The sequence below is a fragment of the Burkholderia sp. 4M9327F10 genome (assembly GCF_005503145.1).
Classification (GTDB): Bacteria; Pseudomonadota; Gammaproteobacteria; order Burkholderiales; family Burkholderiaceae; genus Paraburkholderia.
The window spans coordinates 138675-158437 of record NZ_SCNV01000014.1; the positions used below are offsets into that span (position 1 = coordinate 138675).

General features: G+C 56.9%; 13 protein-coding genes. 2 read left to right on the forward strand and 11 right to left on the reverse strand.

Going from position 1 to position 19763, the window contains the following annotated elements; genetic code table 11:
- Nucleotides 1-98 precede the first annotated feature (98 nt).
- The 5 genes from eno to FFS45_RS42890 all read right to left on the reverse strand — a co-directional run bounded on the left by eno (nucleotide 99) and on the right by FFS45_RS42890 (nucleotide 5269).
- Nucleotides 99-1382 carry a phosphopyruvate hydratase gene (eno, locus tag FFS45_RS15835; RefSeq protein ID WP_090685539.1) on the reverse strand — a complete coding sequence of 428 codons (1284 nt, stop codon included), beginning with the start codon at nucleotides 1380-1382 and terminating at the stop codon, nucleotides 99-101.
- Between the two features lie 168 nt (nucleotides 1383-1550).
- Nucleotides 1551-2405: a 3-deoxy-8-phosphooctulonate synthase gene (kdsA, locus tag FFS45_RS15840; RefSeq protein ID WP_137955590.1), complete on the reverse strand. Its 855-nt coding sequence runs from the start codon at nucleotides 2403-2405 to the stop codon at nucleotides 1551-1553.
- Nucleotides 2402-4063: a CTP synthase gene (locus FFS45_RS15845; RefSeq protein ID WP_137955591.1), complete on the reverse strand. Its 1662-nt coding sequence runs from the start codon at nucleotides 4061-4063 to the stop codon at nucleotides 2402-2404. The genes kdsA and FFS45_RS15845 overlap by 4 nt, the downstream gene beginning before the upstream one ends.
- 210 nt (nucleotides 4064-4273) lie before the next feature.
- Entirely contained in the window at nucleotides 4274-5077 is an 804-nt protein-coding gene (locus FFS45_RS15850; protein WP_137955592.1) for an alpha/beta hydrolase, read from the reverse strand.
- Between the two features lie 66 nt (nucleotides 5078-5143).
- Nucleotides 5144-5269: a hypothetical protein gene (locus tag FFS45_RS42890; RefSeq protein WP_349292318.1), complete on the reverse strand. Its 126-nt coding sequence runs from the start codon at nucleotides 5267-5269 to the stop codon at nucleotides 5144-5146.
- 284 nt (nucleotides 5270-5553) lie between these two features.
- Between FFS45_RS42890 and FFS45_RS15860 the strand changes: the two genes are divergently transcribed.
- The gene (locus tag FFS45_RS15860) at nucleotides 5554-5952 is read left to right on the forward strand and encodes a hypothetical protein (protein ID WP_137955593.1); all 399 of its coding nucleotides are present in this window, start codon (nucleotides 5554-5556) and stop codon (nucleotides 5950-5952) included.
- Nucleotides 5953-6120: 168 nt separating this feature from the next.
- Nucleotides 6121-6693 (forward strand): hypothetical protein, encoded by a 573-nt coding sequence (locus FFS45_RS15865; protein ID WP_137955594.1) that lies wholly within the window; start codon nucleotides 6121-6123, stop codon nucleotides 6691-6693.
- A gap of 62 nt (nucleotides 6694-6755) precedes the next feature.
- Here the strand turns inward: FFS45_RS15865 and FFS45_RS15870 are convergent, their stop codons facing one another.
- From FFS45_RS15870 to FFS45_RS15895, 6 genes are all read right to left on the reverse strand, one after another.
- Nucleotides 6756-8048, reverse strand: coding sequence for a hypothetical protein (locus FFS45_RS15870; protein ID WP_137955595.1), 1293 nt, complete (start codon nucleotides 8046-8048; stop codon nucleotides 6756-6758).
- Nucleotides 8049-8609: 561 nt separating this feature from the next.
- Nucleotides 8610-9977: a TolC family protein gene (locus FFS45_RS15875; RefSeq protein ID WP_349292319.1), complete on the reverse strand. Its 1368-nt coding sequence runs from the start codon at nucleotides 9975-9977 to the stop codon at nucleotides 8610-8612.
- 151 nt (nucleotides 9978-10128) lie between these two features.
- A complete protein-coding gene (locus FFS45_RS15880) occupies nucleotides 10129-11550 on the reverse strand; it encodes an HlyD family type I secretion periplasmic adaptor subunit (RefSeq protein ID WP_074302015.1) in 1422 nt (473 codons plus the stop codon).
- Between the two features lie 29 nt (nucleotides 11551-11579).
- Nucleotides 11580-13709, reverse strand: a complete 2130-nt coding sequence (locus tag FFS45_RS15885) for a type I secretion system permease/ATPase (protein WP_137955596.1) — start codon at nucleotides 13707-13709, stop codon at nucleotides 11580-11582.
- A gap of 86 nt (nucleotides 13710-13795) precedes the next feature.
- Complete coding sequence (locus FFS45_RS15890) at nucleotides 13796-18313, reverse strand: DUF3060 domain-containing protein (RefSeq protein ID WP_137955597.1); 4518 nt, start codon at nucleotides 18311-18313, stop codon at nucleotides 13796-13798.
- Nucleotides 18314-18352: 39 nt separating this feature from the next.
- Nucleotides 18353-19039 carry a hypothetical protein gene (locus FFS45_RS15895; RefSeq protein WP_137955598.1) on the reverse strand — a complete coding sequence of 229 codons (687 nt, stop codon included), beginning with the start codon at nucleotides 19037-19039 and terminating at the stop codon, nucleotides 18353-18355.
- Nucleotides 19040-19763: the final 724 nt, after the last annotated feature.

Below are 19763 nucleotides of genomic sequence, written 5' to 3' on the forward strand. Positions count from 1 at the left end.
ACGCAGGGCGGCGTGCTGAATCAGAAACGAAAGAGAACCGGCTCAATGGTCAAAACCTGCGTCAAGCCTCACGGTCACGTCGGGTTACCAACGCACAATCAACGCAGATTGTAGAACGCCGACTTGCCCGGGTAGCTGGCGATATCGCCGAGGTCCTCTTCAATACGCAGCAACTGGTTGTATTTCGAGATACGGTCGCTACGCGACAGCGAGCCCGTCTTGATCTGACCGGCGTTCAGGCCAACGGCGATATCGGCAATCGTCGAATCTTCCGTTTCGCCCGAGCGGTGCGAGATCACAGCCGTGTAACCCGCGCGCTTGGCCATTTCGATCGCAGCGAAGGTTTCCGTCAGCGTACCGATCTGGTTAATCTTGATCAGGATCGAGTTGGCGATGCCCTTTTCGATGCCTTCCTTCAGGATGCGCGTGTTGGTGACGAACAGATCGTCGCCCACCAGCTGGATCTTCTTGCCGAGCTTGTCGGTGAGGATCTTCCAGCCGGCCCAGTCGCTTTCGTGCATGCCGTCTTCGATCGAGACGATCGGGAACTTGTCGGCCAGCGCGCCCAGGTAATCGGCGAATTCACTCGACGACAGTTGCAGGCCTTCTCCCGCCAACTGGTACTTACCGTCGTGGTAGAACTCGCTCGCCGCGCAGTCCAGCGCCAGCAGCACATCTTCGCCGGCACGGTAGCCGGCCTTTTCGATGGCTTGCAGGATGGTCGACAGGCACTCGTCGTTGCTGCCGAAGTTCGGCGCGAAGCCGCCTTCGTCGCCCACGGCCGTGCTCATGCCGCGGTCTGAGAGAATCTTCTTCAGCGCGTGGAACACTTCGGCGCCGCAACGCAGTGCTTCGCGGAAGGTCGGCTGGCTGACCGGCACAATCATGAATTCCTGGATGTCCAGGCTGTTGTTGGCGTGCGCGCCACCGTTGACGATGTTCATCATCGGCACCGGCAGTTGCATTGCGCCCGAGCCGCCGAAGTAGCGGTACAGCGGCAGGCCGGCTTCTTCAGCCGCGGCCTTGGCAACCGCCATCGACACGGCCAGCATCGCATTCGCGCCGAGACGCGACTTGTTGTCGGTGCCGTCGAGTTCGAGCAGGGTCTTGTCGAGGAAAGCCTGCTCGGAAGCGTCGAGGCCCATGATCGCTTCGGAGATTTCGGTGTTGATGTGCTCAACGGCCTTCAGCACACCCTTGCCGCCGTAGCGCCCGGTTTCGCCGTCGCGCAGTTCGATCGCTTCGCGCGAACCCGTCGATGCACCCGACGGAACCGCGGCACGACCCATCGTGCCGGACTCGAGCAGCACGTCGCATTCGACGGTGGGGTTGCCTCGCGAATCGAGAATCTCTCGACCGATGATATCTACGATAGCACTCATGGTTTCCTCAAGAAATGACGTTGGATTCTTACGGTGAAACGGCATCTGGCGTGCGAGGCACAGCCTCTAACCAGACACCCTGGACAACCATTGGGTTCAACTCGGGATTTAAAACGAATTCGGACGCGCCGCGTCGGCCCGGAAGTCGACACAGCGCACGGACCAGCATCAGTTGAAATCGCTTTCGAGGAACGGCGTGCGCTTCACGGCCTGATCGAGCGTCAGCAACGTTTCGAGCAGGTCGGCCATGCGATGCAGGGGCACGGCGTTCGGACCATCCGACTTGGCTTCCGCCGGCTTCGGATGGGTTTCCATGAAGAGCCCGGCCACACCGGTCGCCACAGCGGCACGTGCAAGCACCGGCACAAATTCGCGCTGGCCGCCCGAACTGGTGCCCTGCCCGCCCGGCAACTGCACCGAGTGAGTTGCATCGAACACGACCGGTGCGCCGGTTTCGCGCATGATCGCGAGCGAGCGCATGTCCGAGACGAGGTTGTTATAACCGAACGACACACCGCGCTCGCAGGCCATGAAGCGGTCTTCCGACAGACCGGCTTCACGGGCGGCGGCGCGCGCCTTGTCGATCACGTTCTTCATGTCGTGCGGCGCGAGAAACTGGCCTTTCTTGATGTTGACCGGTTTGCCCGAACGCGCGCAAGCGTGGATGAAGTCCGTCTGGCGGCACAGGAACGCCGGCGTCTGCAGCACGTCGACCACCGAGGCGACCTGCTCGATCTCGTGTTCCGCATGCACGTCGGTCAGCACCGGCAAGCCGAGCTGGCGCTTCACTTCCGAGAGGATGCGCAGGCCCTCGTCCATGCCCAGACCGCGGAACGAGGTGCCGCTGCTGCGATTGGCCTTGTCGTACGACGATTTGTAGATGAACGGGATGTTCAGCTTCGCGCAGATTTCCTTGAGCCGGCCGGCCGTGTCGATCGTCATCTGTTCGGATTCGACCACACAGGTGCCCGCGATCAGGAAAAACGGCTTGTCCAGCCCGATTTCGAAATCGCCCAGTTTCATGCTTTCTCCTCGGCGAACGACTGCTGGTGCGCCAGCGCCGCTTCGACGAACGATTTGAAGAGCGGATGCCCGTCACGCGGCGTGGACGTGAATTCCGGGTGGAACTGCACGCCGACGAACCACGGGTGCAGATCGCGCGGCAACTCCATCATTTCCGGCAGATCTTCGCTCGGGGTACGGGCGCTGATGATAAGGCCGCCGGCTTCGAGCTGGGGCACGAAGCGGTTATTGACTTCATAACGGTGACGGTGACGTTCGTTCACATCCTTGCCATAAATCTCTTCGGCCATCGTGCCGGGCTTGATCGGGCAGCGCTGCGAGCCGAGACGCATCGTACCGCCGAGGTCCGACTCTTCGGTGCGCGTTTCGACGCGGCCGTCGCGGTCGTACCACTCGGTAATCAGGGCGACCACGCGGCTCGGTGTGTTCGGATCGAACTCGGTGCTGTTCGCGCCTTTCAGGCCGACCACGTCACGCGCGAATTCGATCACGGCGAGCTGCATGCCGAGGCAAATGCCAAGGTACGGCACTTTCGCTTCACGCGCGTATTGAATGGCCCTGATCTTGCCTTCGGTGCCGCGCCGGCCGAAACCGCCCGGCACCAGCACGGCGTCGAGATGCTTCAGGCTTTCGACACCTTGCGTTTCGACCTCTTCCGAATCGATGTATTCGATGTTCACCTTGGTCGACGTGTGAATCGACGCATGGCGCAGCGCTTCGATCAGCGACTTGTACGACTCGGTCAGATCGACATACTTGCCGACCATGCCGATGGTGACTTCGTGCTTCGGATGCTCGAGCTTGTCGACCATCCCCGACCACATCGACAGGTCGGCGGGCTTCGGCGTCAGGCGGAGCTCTTCGCAGACGATCGCGTCCATGCCCTGATCGTGCAGCATTTGCGGAATCTTGTAGATGCTGTCCGCGTCCCACACCGAGATCACGGCGTCTTCCGGCACGTTGGAGAACATCGATATCTTCGCGCGCTCGTCGTCCGGGATGGGACGGTCGGCACGGCACAGCAGCACGTGCGGCGAGATGCCGATTTCACGCAGCTTCTGCACGCTGTGCTGGGTCGGCTTGGTCTTCAGTTCGCCGGCCGTGGCAACCCAGGGCACCAGCGTCAGGTGCACGAAGCACGAGCTGTTGCGACCGAGGCGCAGGCTCATCTGGCGAGCGGCTTCTAGGAACGGCAGCGATTCGATATCGCCCACCGTGCCCCCGACTTCGACGATAGCGACATCCGGCTCGCCGCACGTTGCCGACGCTGCGCCACGTTCGATGAACGCCTGGATTTCGTTCGTGATATGCGGGATCACCTGCACGGTCTTGCCCAGATAGTCGCCGCGGCGTTCCTTGCGGATTACCGATTCGTAAATCTGGCCCGTGGTGAAGTTGTTGGCCTTGCGCATCTTGGTGCTGATGAAGCGCTCGTAGTGGCCGAGGTCGAGGTCAGTCTCCGCCCCATCTTCCGTCACGAACACTTCGCCGTGTTGAAACGGGCTCATCGTGCCGGGGTCGACATTGATGTAGGGATCGAGCTTGAGGAGGGTGACTTTCAGACCGCGCGATTCGAGGATCGCGGCGAGGGAAGCGGCGGCAATACCCTTGCCGAGGGAAGAGACTACGCCGCCGGTGACGAAAACATATTTGGTCATCGCTGGATGCTCGCGGGAAAAACGGATTATACCGTAAAGCAGGGCCTCAACCCAGCAAAATACGAGGCATCCGTGCCGATCCTGCACCGTTTCTGTGCCGCCTGTGTCTATGCCACCTATGTCTGTGTCACCTATGGCTGCTGCGATGCGGCTGCGTGGTTACCGCGTGCTTGCCACAGGAGCGCCGTGCGACCCGCCCGCCGCTTCGCATCAGGTGCGCCGCTCCAGCTCGCGTAGCATCCGCTGCACCGCCCGCGCAGTTTCCAGCGGCTTTTCCATTGGGTAGAGATGACTGCCCTCGATCCATTCGAGGTGGCCGCCGGTGGTCCGGCGGGTGGCATCCAGTCCCGCCTGGCGGACTTCCTTCGAATGGGTCCCGGCGATAAAGCCGACCGGCACCGGCGCGCCGCGCGCAAGGCGCGAGCCGAGCGTATGCGGCAAGGTCTTGTAGATCCTGTATTCGGTGCGCCGATCGAACGCCAGCGTGCGCGTGCCGTCCGGCGAAGTCTGCGGAATGCCAAAGTCGATATAGTCGGACAACATCCGTTCGTCCCAACGCGCGAAAGCCGGCTTCGAATGAAAGTGGCGCCACGCCTCTTCCCGGCTCGCCCATTGGGTGCGGCGCGTGCGCGTGGCGGCGGCGGGCGAGATACGTTCGTCGAGTCCGGTCCATTGCGAGACCCGCAAGATGCTGCTGCGCCAGCCCGCGACCACCGGCGAGTCCAGCATCACCACGCCCCTCACCCACTGCGGCTTCTTCAGCGCCGCCATCAACGACAGATAGCCACCGAGCGAATGTCCGACCAGCCACACTGGCTGCTCATACGACCGGCTGATATCGTCGAGCAGTTGCTCCACCAGATGCGGCCAGTCCTGCGTCACCGGAAAGCGTGCATCGTGGCCGATCCGCTCGATGAAACGCACGTCGTAGTCGTCCTCGAGCTCGGCGAAGATGGTCCGGTAGATCGACGCGGGAAACCCGTTTGCGTGCGAAAAGTGAATGATGTTTTTCAAGTGCTGCTGTCTCCGTTCCTGATTCTGTTGCGCAAGACGCCCAGCCGGGCGCGGCACGCGCTGACTTCACTGATCCATCCAGTACCGGTGATGCGCTGTGCGATAGCGTTCGAGCGTGAGCGTCGCCTGCGGGGCCGCAGCGGACTGCGCGCGGCCGCTCTGCTTGAGGCTGCCCTGCGCCAGGATTTGCACTGCGCCGTCCTCGTCGCTGCGCGCGAGTTCGATATGCCGCGCCTCGTAGCGTTCGAAAACCCCTGGATTCGGATGATGAAAACGGTTGCGATAGCCTATCGTAGCGCAAGGATCACAAAGCCAACTTAACCATCTGATTTATAACGAATAGTCTCGCGCCGGTCAGCTTTGAGATTATCAGGGTTTTGAGAGATTTCCCGAACCTCACTATGGATTATGGGCACAGTTTGGGCACAGCATTAATGGATGCGCGCCACCACTCTAAATGTTCACGAGGATAGGATTTGACTTCAACTCAGCTACCATCGGTTGCCAACAATCACTCGACTCACACTGAAAAGGGGGAAGAAAATATGGGTCGCTGGATTGGCAGTCTGTCGAACTTTGCGCTGATGTTCGTGATTCCAGTCGTCGGCTGGTGGGGATATCTGAGTTATGGGGCGAAGAGGCACTGGTTTGACTATATCGCACTGGCACCTGGTCCGTGGCACGATCCGGAGCGCTCACGGCTCATTGGGGGATTGTTGCTGGCGCTTGCTCTTTTGGGCTTGTATCGCGCTACGCCACGCTGGCCATGGCTCGTCAAAGGCGCGTGTGCAATCGGTCTGGCAAGTTTTCTTCTCTGTACATTTTTTCTTTTTGCTTTCGCCACAGCGCTTTCCGGTTCGGCCGCGATGCCGTAAATGCACTGATTGGTAATGACTGGGGCGAGGTGGCGAAGTGACTTTCGTCCATCGTCGAACGTCTCAAGTCGAGCAAGGAGCGGTCAGTCGACTCTCATACACGAATCGTCGACAATCGCGGAGCATATGGGCTCGCAAGCATACTTAACTTACTCATGAGGCTCTGGAATGGATCGCACATGGCTACGTTTTGCGCGCAAGCTTGAATATCGAGATCCTGTATCTCTCCTGAGAAGTCTCCGGAAAATTGAGCTGCAGATAGCAACGTCGAACACTACCGACAAAATAAAGGAACTACGGACCAACGGCCTGAAAGAGTTTAGGGAAATCCGTGAGGCGGCAATTTTCTGTCATGGGATGTCTCAGCGACTCGGCCAGACGGTCTTTGTCGGCAGGGGGGAGTCGCGAGACTACGATTTTGTCGCCTCGTGGTTCGAGGGCGACACGCAACAGCTAGCCCCTGTTCAAATCAAAGAAGTAGTGCCTGACAAGCTAAATCCGAAGGCATCCGTGCAAGCCACAGTTGACGCATTGACGAAATACGTCGACTCCCGAGACCTTGTGGTGGCCATCCACCTTAACCGGCGAACCTCGTTCGATCCAGCCCAGTTGGTTGTACCCGACCTCAATATCGCCGAGCTTTGGATATTTGGAGGGTTGGCACCAGACCAGTCTATTTGGGGGCTATGGGGAAACTTCATGAAAGCACCCACTGGGACGTGCTATTCATATCCCGTTTAGTTCCGGCCACGTCAACAGCAAAATACTGCCCGCACCTGCAGATGTCGCGGTTAGATCTGGGCTTAGGATTTGTGCCCACCACCAAAAATATTGGTGAAGTCGTTATGCCACAGTGAGCTTTCCTCTTTCCGAAAGCTATAGATCGAGCCCCCAGTCTCAAGTGCGCCATCGCTTTGCGGTGTGAGCGTGCTCCGACTGACAAACCCTATGCCCACCACGTGATCACGTGATTCGCCAGAAAGAAACTGACTGACGCCAATACGCAACGCCGTCGGCTTCTGTGGATTCTCAAAATCATCCTCGGCTACGCTCCGCAGCCGATCGGCCTCCATTCCGTTAAAGCCAAGGATAAGAAGACCGGGGCGTGTTTTGGTCAATTGCCGCTTCGCGGCATCGGCAGCCGTCTCGAACGCCGCTCCGAGTACGCTGTCGTCTTGAGCGCTCTGGGGTACGAATGCGATCGCACCGACGTTCGGTCGGCCAATAATCATAGCGTTTCTGTTTCGTGTACCTGTCACCTTCTCTATCACTGCCCGTACCGCAGGGGAGTTTGAAATCATCGGCATGTCTTTCAACAAGGCGATGTCGAAATCGGATACGCGCACATTCGAACCGTCGTCGAACACTTTGCTTTCGTTCAACAACACCTGGTCTCGCACGCGGTCAGCCAGCAGCTCCAGTTCTTTATGCGATTTTGGCAGACGATCAGGTACCGTGAGAATTACGGCAACACCAGCTTTAATGCTCTTGATGAGAGGTTCAAGCCTGCGCTTGACTAACTGCTGCAAGGCCAACAGTTCCTCTTGATGAAATTTGCGGCCTTTATCGTCAGAGACCGACTTGCATTCGACTTCGAGCCCATTCGAGCCAAGGTCCTCGATGAACAGGTCGTAGGTTGACCCTGCAATTGGAGAGTCGGCCGCTTGGAACTCGGGCCACAGAACATGGTTTCCGCGGCGGATGAAATGTGTTGCCGTGGCAATTTCGAGTAGCAAGCCCCGCATGTCGTCGGGATTTTTAAGCGCACCCCGAATTCTTCCAGCGAACGCCGTACGGTATTTTGCCGGCAAGCTTTCCAGGATGGACAGCGTTTGACCGGCGAAACCACATGCGTGATGAAGCCGCGCGAGTTCGGCTGCGGGCAATTTGCCGTACCTAGTCAAAAGCTCACTGCACTTGGCGAGCTGAAAGGCGACTCTATACTCGCCCTCGTAATACTCGCGAAGAAACGGATTAGCCTGCGAGTGTTGCTTTTTATTGCGGACTACCTTGTTCCAACTGGCCTCCCCCACGGCGTCCGAAAACCCTCGGAAGATCCGAGGCATTTCTTCGATTCGAACTTGAAACTCGAGCATGTCGGAGGCCGGAATCGGTGTGTGCAGGGCTAACAGTCTAGCGGATCGCTGCTTTCCCGCGATAAGTGAAGGGGCTTGAACGGATTGCGACGCCGTATATAGCGTCAAGCAGCTTGGCCGGCGGCCAAAGTGATTGTCGCCGCGCAATGCCGGCCTGCCATCAAACGATAATCGGGCAGAATTGCTGTGACCCAGATTGCCTGATCCCCCAGTCTAGTACCCGCCGCGCAAGACTCGCTCAGGCACGGCGCGGCCACCCTCGGCGATTTGTCACTGACCACCTTGAACGGCCGTTTCCGGCAAGATCGAACGTCCCTTCAGGGTCGAATTGGGACACCCAAGGTCGCTTTACCGATACAAAGACCCGACCAGGCTCAACAGGCACAAACGGCTTTGCAGGCCGCTGTATATTTATTTAAATCAGTAACTTACTGACATTAACCACCCAATCCAGCCACCCGCGATGCGTCGCACACCCGGGACCGTCCGCATTAGCGGCGCGCACATGGATCGAAAACAGGCGCGATGAAGCGAGAACCAAGAATCTCTACTTTACTCATGCTATTCCACGCTCCGGGTCTGCTGATCAGCAATATCCCACATCCGCAGCTTGCCGAGCTTAGCCGCCAGTTGAAGCCGCGCTGAACGCCAGTCAGTCAGGGCCTGGATGCGCTGGCGCTTTGCTGCGGCCAAGGACGATTGCGCATTGAGCAGTTCGAGAATGTTTCCGACACCAACTTGATACCGGCGCTGCGCAGCTATATAGGAGCGTCGGGCGACATCAAGCAGCATGGCACTGTTACCCAGATTGTGCGTCGCAGTCTGCAACGTCTGATAACTCGTCCAAACATCAAGGCCAACCTGCTGCTGTACCTCATTCAGCGTGTCACGTTGCAATTCGGTTTGCGCCTCGGCCTGGCGAATCTGATAGGTCCGGGTGAAGCCTTCAAAGATAGGTATGGAAAGCTGAATACCCAGATACCACTCGTGTCCGTTCGCGGGAAGCTGCGGGAAGCCGACATCGAGGGTGGTAGGCTGATTGTTCCAACTGTACTTTGCGACAAAGCTAACGCTCGGCAACCCTTCCGCCCGTGTCTGACTTACTTTTGCCGCGGCCGCTTCGACCTGCGCCTCAGCGGCCAGAACGCTCGGATGGGAACGTTTTGCTTCTTCGATAAGTTCTGCGACCGAATCGTCAAAGTCCGCGTCCGGCGTCACGCCGTCACCGACATCAGGCAAGGTTATCGGCATACTCGGGTCAAGATCCATATCGGAGGCTAGCGTCCCAAGGGCGGATTGCCAGTCTCCCTGCGCTTTCGTCCGGTTGATAACGGCCTCCGCCCACGACGTCTGGGCCTGCAGCTCGTCGGTAATGGGTGCTATACCTTTGCTGACGCGAGCGGTCGCGGCCTTGAAACTGTCGTTTGCGGTCTGCTCGATTTCCTGGGCGGCAGCAAATGCGCCTTGGGCAGCCTGTGCTGCGTAGTAATCTTTCGCCACGTCCGCAAAAGCCTGTTCCAACGCTGCTTCCTGGCTGGCCCGCGCAGCAGCGAGCAGCGCCGTCGCGTTCGCCAGCGCCGCCTTGCGCCCTCCGAAGTCGTATAACACCCAGTTCAGCGACACACTCTCAGTTCTGAGTACGCTGTTCCGGTAGTCCGAACTGTATTGGGGATAACCACTGACGTTCGTGGCGGTGTCGTCCCGTACACCCTGCCAGTTACCCGTCACTGTGGGCAAATATGCGGCTCGACCAATGCCGACTCCTGCCGCCTGAATCTTGACCTGCGCCCAGGCCTCGCGCGTTTTGGGGTTGTTGCATAGGCCGCGCTCTACCGCATCCTGCAACGGCAGCGGATTGGGCAACGGGCCAAATGCACAGACACCAGCGCTGCCATCGCCAAGCATCGCCGCTGCGGCGGTCGCTGGCACCGACCGTCCGGTTAGCATTGGATCAAAAGCCCACGCAGGATATACGCCGCCGCACGCCATCGACAAGACCAATAGCCCGACTGCGCGGCCTCGTGTGTACCGACTCTTTCCCATACCCGATCGGCCAGCCTCCTGCCCATTCCAGTTTCTCTTACCGCTCACGCATGCTCTCCTGGCCCGTCTGCATCACGGGATCGAAGAAGTAGTGCGCCACGCTACGTTTGCCCGTCTTGATCTCGGCCGTCACTTCCATACCGGGTGTCAGGTTGATCCACTGACCGTTGGCGAGGATGCGATTCGTGGGTAGCCGGATGTGAGCGACGAATGTCAGGCCGAGTTTCTTGTCCTGAACTGCATCGTTCGACACAGCGACGACCTTGCCCGTCAGATAGCCGTAACGGGTATATGGAAATGCCTCGATCTTGACGGTCGCAACCTGTCCGGTCTTCACAAATCCGATATCCTTGTTTTCGATATTTGCTTCCACTTCAACCGAATCGATCGGTACAATTTCCATGAGCGACTGCGCAGAAGTAGCGACGCCTCCGACCGTATGAATAGCCAGTTGCTGCACTGTCCCATCTACAGGAGAGGCTAGGCTCATCAGCTTCTGTCGGGTATCCGCCTTGGTCTCGTCGTTGCGGCTTTGCTCCAGTTGCTGGGTCGCCTTATCGAGTGCATCAAGCTGGGTGCTGCGAAACTGCGATGTGGTCGATGCGATGTCCGCGCGCTGCTCAGCTATGCCTCCGACCAGTTCGTGAGCGTGACTCTGCTGAGCAGCAAGCTCGTGCTCTTTCTCGAGCGCGGCCTGCTCCTTGTCCAGATAATCAGTCTGGGCGACGTAATTGTCCGCAGCGAGTGACCTGTACTGATTTGCCTGCTGTCGTGCGAGCGGCGCTGTAGCGACGAGCTTGGCGATTTCCTGGCGAGTCTCATCCAGTTCGGCCTCACGTTTGAGCAGTTCGGCCTGCGCACTGTTCAGCTTGTCCTGATATTCGCGATACAACCCATCGGCAAAGTGCTGCGATTCCTGCTGCTCCGCGGGTGACGCGCCGTCGACTCGTGCCATTTCAGGCGGTCGTCCTGCGCTTTGTGCCGCGAGTAATGTCCTGGCGCGTTCTGCCGCGAGTGACGCATCGACGCGCGACGAACGAGCCTTATCGGCATCTGCAGTTGCCTGGGTTGGGTCGAGCTCCATCAGCAATTGCCCCGCATGTACGCGTTCACCGTCCTGCACGAGAATCCGTCGAACGACGCCCGTAATTGCAGGTTGAATCACTTTTACCCGCTCGTCGGGTAACAGCTTGCCCTTTGCTACCGCCACAATGTCAAGCTGACCGAAGAGTGCAATCAGGATAATCAGGATCGCCAGTAAGACGATGATCCGCATTGTCCATCGTGGTGCGGGATGGACCGGCGTTTCCACCAGTTCGAGATTGGCTGGCAGGAACGCGCGTTCGTGCGAAAGGCGTGGTTGGGTATCGAGTTGATGGCGAATCGACCATGCTGTGCGAAACACGGCACCGTAGCGACGCAGCAGGTCACCCAGCGCCTGTGCTCTTATAGAATTCATAATGAACTTTGCCGTATCTGTGTGTCGTGTCAGCTGTTCTGAAGCGAGACCAGGTGAGAGTAATAGCCACCTAACTCGATCAGTTGTTCGTGGCCTCCGCGCTCGACAATCTTTCCCTTGTCCATCGCGACAATGTGATCGGCATGCCGGACGGACGTCAATCTGTGCGCAATAATGATTACGGTGCGCCCCTGACACATCGCACGCATGTTGTTCTGGATGACCCGCTCGGTTTCAAAATCGAGCGCACTGGTCGCTTCGTCGAATATGAGAATGCGCGGATTAGTCACCAATGCGCGCGCGATCGCGATGCGCTGCCGTTGACCACCAGAGAGATTTGAACCGTGCTCGCCCACTGTCGTGTCATAACCTTCGGACATCTCCGAAATGAAGTCGTGCGCACCGGCGAGGCGGGCCGCGTTCATGACCACTTCTAGCGAGATACCAGGGTCGGTCACGGCGATGTTGTCGCGGATTGACCGGTTGAACAACAGGTTCTCCTGGAGAACGACGCCAATCTGTCGCCTTAGCCACGCGGGATCTGCGAGTGCGAGATCGATTCCGTCGATGCGGACCCGCCCATGCTCCGGAATGTAAAGACGCTGTAGCAGCTTGGTCAGGGTGCTTTTCCCCGATCCTGAGCGGCCAACGATGCCGATGACCTCACCTGCACGGATGTCGAGAGAAACATCATTGAGAATCGTCGGACCATCCGCGCGGTACCGGAAACGAATGTTCTGGAAACTGATGTCACCCTTGACAGCGGGCAACGCCTGACGGCTTTGCGGCACTTCTGTACGGGTGTTAAGAATGTCACCGAGCCGTCCCATGGAGATACCAATCTGCTGGAAATCCTGCCAGAGCTGGGCGAGGCGCAAAACGGGCGCTGCGACCCGTTGGGACATCATGTTAAAGGCGATGAGCTCGCCTACCGAGAGCTTGCCGTCGATCACCAGTTTTGCGCCGAAAAAGAGTGTGCACAGTGTCACGAGCTTGCCGACTAGCTGGATAAGCTGCTGTCCGATATTTCCAAGTTCGCTTACGCGAAATCCTGCCGCCACATAGGCAGCAAGCTGGTTGTCCCAGCGCCGGGTAAATTGCGGTTCGACAGCCATTGACTTCACCGTCTCCGCGCCTGAGATGGTTTCGACCAGGAAAGACTGGTTGTCGGCGCTACGTGCGAATTTCTCGTTCAGGCGGCGGCGCAGCACTGGATTAAGTGTCATCGAGATTGCGGCGTATACAGGCAGTGAAATGACTACGATGAGTGTCAGCCATACGCTGTATACGGCCATGACGGTCAGAAAAATGAAGGAGAAAAACAGGTCGATGACTGCAGTCACTGCCTGTCCGGTCAGGAAGCTGCGGATATTCTCAAGCTCACGCACACGTGCGACGGTGTCCCCTACGCGTCGCGAACCAAAATAGTCCAGCGGAAGCGCGAGCAGATGCCGGAAGAGCCGAGCACCCAGCTCAACGTCGATGCGGTTCGCCGTATGCGAAAACACATAGTTGCGTAGCCCAGTCAGCGAGATCTCGAATATCGAACTGACGAAAAGCGCGATACACACGACATTCAACGTGTTGAACGCACGGTTGACCAGCACCTTGTCCATGACTACCTGGAACATCAGCGGTGACACCAGACCGAATAGCTGCAAGATAGCGGAGACCAGCAGCACTTCGAGCAGCAGTCGCCGGTATTTGACGACCGCGGGGATGAACCAGGAAAAGTCAAATCGCGCGAGCTCGCCAGCGAGGGACGCACGGGACGCAAACAGCAGCATCTGGCCGTCACAACGCGCTATCACTTCGTCAGGGGAGCTCGCGGCAGTCCCGCTTGCGCCTGAGTCAAGTATGAGAGCGCGTTCCGAATTGCAACCTGCAACGATGAAGTGTCGACCGTCCCGGTCAAGTGCAAGGGCGGGAAAAGGTGTTCGGGGCAGGCGGTCGGTTGAAACCCTCACCTTGCGCGTCTTGAGGCCTAGCGAACGGGCGGAGAGCGCCAGTTCACTGTCGTTAAACGCGTCAGACTTAATACCGGCAGCGTGACGCAGTTGTTCAGCGTCAGCCGCGATGCCATGGAAGCGGGCGATCAGCACGAGCGCGGCAAGTCCGGGGTCGCTCTCTGCAGCAACATTGTTTTCTTGGTCAGCCATGGAGATTGCAGGTCTCGCGTGAGACCTGCGAAATACGCGTTAATGAAATGCCCGCAACCCAGGTCGCGGGCATTGTGCACAGCCGTTTAGTGCGAACTGGCGGCCAGGACCATGTGGTGCTGGCCGTGCTCGTCGTGCATCAGGTTCGTGCTGCCAGCAGGCTGAGGGTTGAAAGACGCCATTCCAGCGATCAGCTGGTTGAGCCGGTGATCGACAAACGCCTGGCTGGTGACCGATGCATTCCCACCCGCTGCAGTCGATTGAATCGATCCTGGGTTGAACTGCAGCGCGACCCCGGCGACATCTCCCGTGCTGCCATCTGTTCTTGTGAATGTGCTGTTGGCCAGAATGACGTTGCCGTTCTGACTGACCTCTTCGGCAGTGGCGTTCAGGTTGATCGAACTAATGCCAAGTTGGCCTAGCGTAAATAACTGGTCTGGCTGCCCGTTGCCGATGTCTACCAGCACCCTCAACTGACTCCATGCACTATCGCTGGCGTTCAGTACGCCATCGCCGTTACTGTCGAGTGCATCTAGCGCAGCGAAGCCGGATACAAGGTCTGCATCATCAGTCGCCGAGTTGGGGTTTGCCGGGTCATAGACCAGCATGCCTTCGCCCGGGGTCATCCATGCGGTCTGTACCGACTGGCCGTCGTTCTGCATGTCAAAGTAGGTGGTTGAACCCGTAACGGATGTCGTCTGGACCTGGCCACCGCTCAGATTCAATATGACCGGATCGTCTGTGCCATCGTCAGGGGGCGGGTCCGTGTCACCATCGTCGTCATAATCTCCCCCGCCATCCGACGTAGCACCATTGCTATTGATGTCGTAGTTGGTGCCATCCGATAGATCGTCGCCGTTCAAGAAGTCATCGCTACCCGATGCGACTACTGAAGTGTTGTCCCCAGCGTTGGCAGTGTCACTTGAACCAGACAGGTCAATGTCGGTGTCGTACGCCGTGTTCGACGCCCAGGCGGTGCTATCGCTCCCAGTGACATTGATCTGGTCGTCAGAGCTCAAGGCGTCGCCGTGAGAATCGTTACCATAAACGTCAACCGTATCGTGCCCCGCGTCAGCTACCCCGCTATTGTCCGACCCCGAAACGTATGCAGTGTCGTCACCCCCGGTTAGATCGATGTTGGAATTTGTAGCGGTGCTCGAAGTCCATCCGGTGCTGTTGCTTCCCGTTACGTCGATCGTATCGCTTGAGCTTAATGCATCGCCATGAGAATCGTTGCCGTAGACGTTCACCAAGTCACCCGACGCGCTCGCTATTCCGGTATTGTCCGACCCCGAGATATCGGCAGTATCGATGCTTCCGGTCAGATCGATGTTGGCATTGGTTGCAGTGCTTGAGCTCCATCCGGTGCTGTTGTTTCCGGTGACGTCAATCTGATCGTTAGCACTTAACGCATCACCGTTGGAGTCGTTGCCGTAAACGTTCACCAGATCACCCGACCCGTCTGCTATTCCGACATTGCCCGACCCCGAGATATCCGCAGTATCGCTGCTCCCGGTCAGATCGACGTTGGCATTCGTGGCGGCGCTTGAGCTCCATCCGGTGCTGTTGTTCCCGGTGACGTCAACCTGATCGTTCGCACTTAACGCGTCGCCGTTGGAGTCGTTGCCGTAAACGTTCACCAGGTCACCCGACCCGTCTGCTATTCCGACATTGCCCGACCCCGAGATATCCGCAGTATCGCTGCTCCCGGTCAGATCGATGTTGGCATTCGTGGCAGCGCTTGAGCTCCATCCGGTGCTGTCGCTCCCGGTGACGTTGATCTGATCGTTCGCACTTAACGCGTCGCCATGGGAGTCAGTACCGTACACATATACCGTTTCATTCGAACCCGAGGCAACGCCGGTGTTACCCGTGCCGTCAACGTACGCGATGTCTCCGGAGCCCTGCACGGTAAGACTCGCGTTCGTGGCCGCGGTTGAACTCCAGGCGGTGCTGTTGCTACCACTAACTACCACGGAATCACTGGAGCCAAGCGCATCGCCGCCGGAGCTATTCCCCGTCACTTGTATCGAGTCGCCTGAACCGGATGCTATGCCGGCATTCCCAGTCCCTCCAACGGTGGCGGAGTCACTTGTGCCCTGCAAATTCAAAGACGCATTGGTCGCTGCACTTGAACTGGATAGCGCGTCGTCGCTACCGGTCGCATTCACGATGTCGCCCGAACCCGCGACATTCCCCTGATCGCTTGTTCCCTGCAGATTGATTACGTCGCTCGCGCCCGTAGCGTTGGCGATGTCGCTCGCGCCGTTAAGCGTCGCGGTGGTGCCAGTACCCAGGGTGACCGTATCTGATCCACCCGTAAAGGTAGCCTGTGAGTCAGCCCCAAGGGTGATCTGATCGCCGGTAGCGCTCACCGCGTCGCCAGTTCCGGTGAGAGTCACCTGCGTACTGGTGCCGAGGTTGACCTGGGCTCCACTTGCGTCCAGCGTATCGCCGGTGCCAGTAACGGTTGCAGTCGCATCACTTCCAGCGCTTATGCCGTCGTCGTTGCCCGCTATATCGAACGAGCTTCCGGTGCCCGCACTCACGCTGTCGCTGCTGCCGTCGATGGTGATGTTGTCGCTCGCCGCGCCGACGATGGTGTCGTTGGAGCCGTCGATCGTGACCGAACTATCTGCCGTGAGGGTGATGGTGGCGTTGCTCAGGTCAATCACGTCGCCCGAGGCAGCTGCGACATTGTCACCTGTACCCGAGATGGTTGCCTGGCTGTCGGCGGCGAGATCAATCGTGCTGCCAGAAGCCGTGACGGAATCACTTTGCCCGCTGACGTCAATCGTGCTATCGGTTCCGGCGGTAACGGTATTGCCGCTGCCATCCAGTGTGATGCTATCGCTCGTGCTGGCCGTCACCGTGTTGTCCGATCCGCTCAAAGTTGCCTGATTGCCCGACGCAATCGACACCGTGCTGTTCGAGACATTTGCCGTGTCACCAGTGCCTATGAGGCTGTACTGACCCGCGGTGGCATCCAGCGTCACGTTGCTACCTGAGACCGTCAGATTATCGCCGGTCGTGCCAGTTACAGTGCCGCCGCCATTGACACTGGTCACAGTCAGGCTGTTGTTGATGCCCAGATCAACCATGGTCGTGGCGTCGCCCAGCAGCGCCGTGACATCCGTCGCGCCCGCGAGATTCAGGGTGTCGGCATTGGTGCCCGTGCCTTCGAGCGTGAACGTGCTGCCCGAGGCACTGCCATCCGCTGAGATAGTGTTGCCGCCACCGCTAATCGTCGCATCGGTGCCATTAGCAAGGGCGATCGTGTTGCCGGTGGTCGTGACACTGCTGCCCGAGCCATTGATATCGATGATATTTCCGGTACCGGTTATGGTTCCGCCCGATCCGGCTTCGAAAGTAACCGTCGACCCGCCCGCACTGGTTAGATCGACATCATACCCAACACCCGTTAGCTGAAAGTTATCGCCGGCCTGAGCGTTGATGACATGATCGCCGTTCAGGATCGTCGTATCGTAGTTTTCCCCGTTGATGTCGATTACGTTGGCGTTCGTGGTCAAGGTTATGCCTGACGCGTTGACATCAGCAGGAGTATCAACGCTCGCAACTGTATCAACTTCAGTAGAACCGTCGCTTGAGAATTGCTGCGTTGACACAACACTGCCGGTGCCGTCGGTCATCGTCGCGGAATAACTGCCGTCAGCATTGTGGCTATAGGTGATGGTTGAGACGATACTCCCAGACCCATCAGTATATTGAGCAGAGCTAATCTGGGAATTCGAGAAATTTATTGTCTCCTGCTCTCCCGATGAAAACGTCAATGTAGAGGCACTGAGGGCACCCGTATCCGGATCATAGTTGGTAGAGATGTTGGTTATATCCGCATCTGAAGATCCCTGAAGCCCGAGATTGATCTGAGAAGCTGTCGGGTTAAAATAGTGATCTACTGCAACTGCATTTGCTGCGTAGTATTGCGCAAATGTATAGCTCCCACCATTTCCGTCTGGAAGCGCCGGAAAATTCCCCATAATGCCGGATACAGATTCAACAAACACGCCGTAGTCATCGGCCGGCGGAACTCCGTTCGCTTTATCGGTGGCATATGCTGAGTCAAACGCCGCCTGGAGTGCCCCATTTGCATTATTAGGGCCATCTCCATTGAGATTTATCTTAGTTCCTGTCGCCGCCATAATTTCTTGCTGCACGACGTAGTTATTTGCGGCAGACTCTTGCTCTCCTATTACCCCAGAGATGGCAGCAATCTGACTGTAGCTAGGATCATTCGGCGAAAGCGACAGCGACTGATACAAATTCTGATCACCTGAATAATTGTCAACATGCCCCAGTTCGTAGCTCAGATCGGTGATCAGATTGTTATTGGTATCACTATAATTTTCCAACCTCGTCGACCCAAAATCGATCTGAAGTTGTCCCGATGAATTCGGTACAGTTTGCAACACGTTGGGCTGCGCCGAGTCCAAGGAGAACGGCAAGGCCTTCCCCTGATCAATTGCGGTTTGGTAATTGTTTAACTCTTGAACCAGCGTCGGGCTCGAATTTATTAGAGCCAAGGTGGCCGCAGACGGCGTCCCAATTGACTGCCACATAGTCTCATTGCCAGTTATTGCCGTCATTGTCACTCCTCAAGTTACATTATTTAATAAAAATTAAAACTAGAAAATTTCGGGTGAGAAATCATTTTGATCAAGAACAACAGTATTTACACATATCTCCCCGGCACGCGTCGACTCAATACGCATCACGATATGATTATTCATGTCGCCAGTGCGATACCTCACACTAAACCCCCCTCTTGATTCAGAATAATAAGCATCTTTAAAATGCATTTTTACGTCGGCAAGTTTGATGCAAACATATTTTATATTTAAATTTATACTTAGCGATGCCGCAATATGCATGGGATTTTTTTCGTCAATTACATATGGGTTGTAGCATTTTGATGTAGCCGGAAACGGCTGAGGCGCAAGGTAGGCTGGCTCGCTATCATAGCGATAGCGCCGCCCCTTCCAGATTCTTGCATCTGTGTACGACGGTAACGCACATGCATATATCATGTCTCCACGCCCACTTTCCAACTCGCCGCCTACAAGGCGAACATCAAGGACCCTGGAAATGTATGCATCGTCGTCAAGACGAGCATGCTTCAAAAGCAACTCTATCTTTGTCAGCACCATGTCAGCATTCGATGTCACCAACCCCTTACCACCGGATTTATCATCGGCCTTGCCCGAACTTAATAAATTCGGGGTGGAAGCGGCGCACCCTGAAATCACAAATATAATAAGGATGCAAGATCGAATATTCTTTAAAAAATTTACACATCGTGCAATTAGATCCATAATTTATCTCTATTTACTCGCTTGCTATTGTCGAAAATTTCAGCCACGTCCGGGCACAGCGAGGACCCAACCGCGAAAACGCGACTTAAGAGGGCCTCGAAGGCAATACGTTCCCGTGTAAAGTGGTTTTTAAAATTTCGGCCGTTGTCGCAGTGGCATTGCTGCGTAAATCTAGGCACCGGACTGTGAATTGACGTTTACACGCGGCGGTGAGTACAACATTAACTGCGGTGTAAAAATCATCAAAGACGATCGCAAAGCGCACAGTTTAATTTGCACGATCATCAAAATCCAAAATAAACAATACGAGTCCCATGGACACCAACTCTGAAAATTACGTTTTTATTTCGGCATTCTTTCAAATAAATTTATTCCATTCCCTTACTGTTTCATACTAAGTATGTCTCCGCCCGGAAGTCAAGTATTATCAAATAACAGATTTTTTCAAAGTCTCACATGATGCAAATCACATACTTTCCGCGCACGCAAACGTTTTACAAAACTAGAACAAACCCGCCGGCTCCGCCATTTCATTCCAGCTATAAATGACGATTTCCTTACGGGCCGCACCCTTGCCATCTCCGACGGCGTAATGGATGTTCGCGGTCTCAATGGCGTTGTTGCATAAATCGAATTTGAAGGCAAAGGTGGACCTTTGATGCTGACTTCAAACGATGCGAACGGATTGCGGGCGAGCGAGAGCCGTCATGCGGTTGAGCACGCC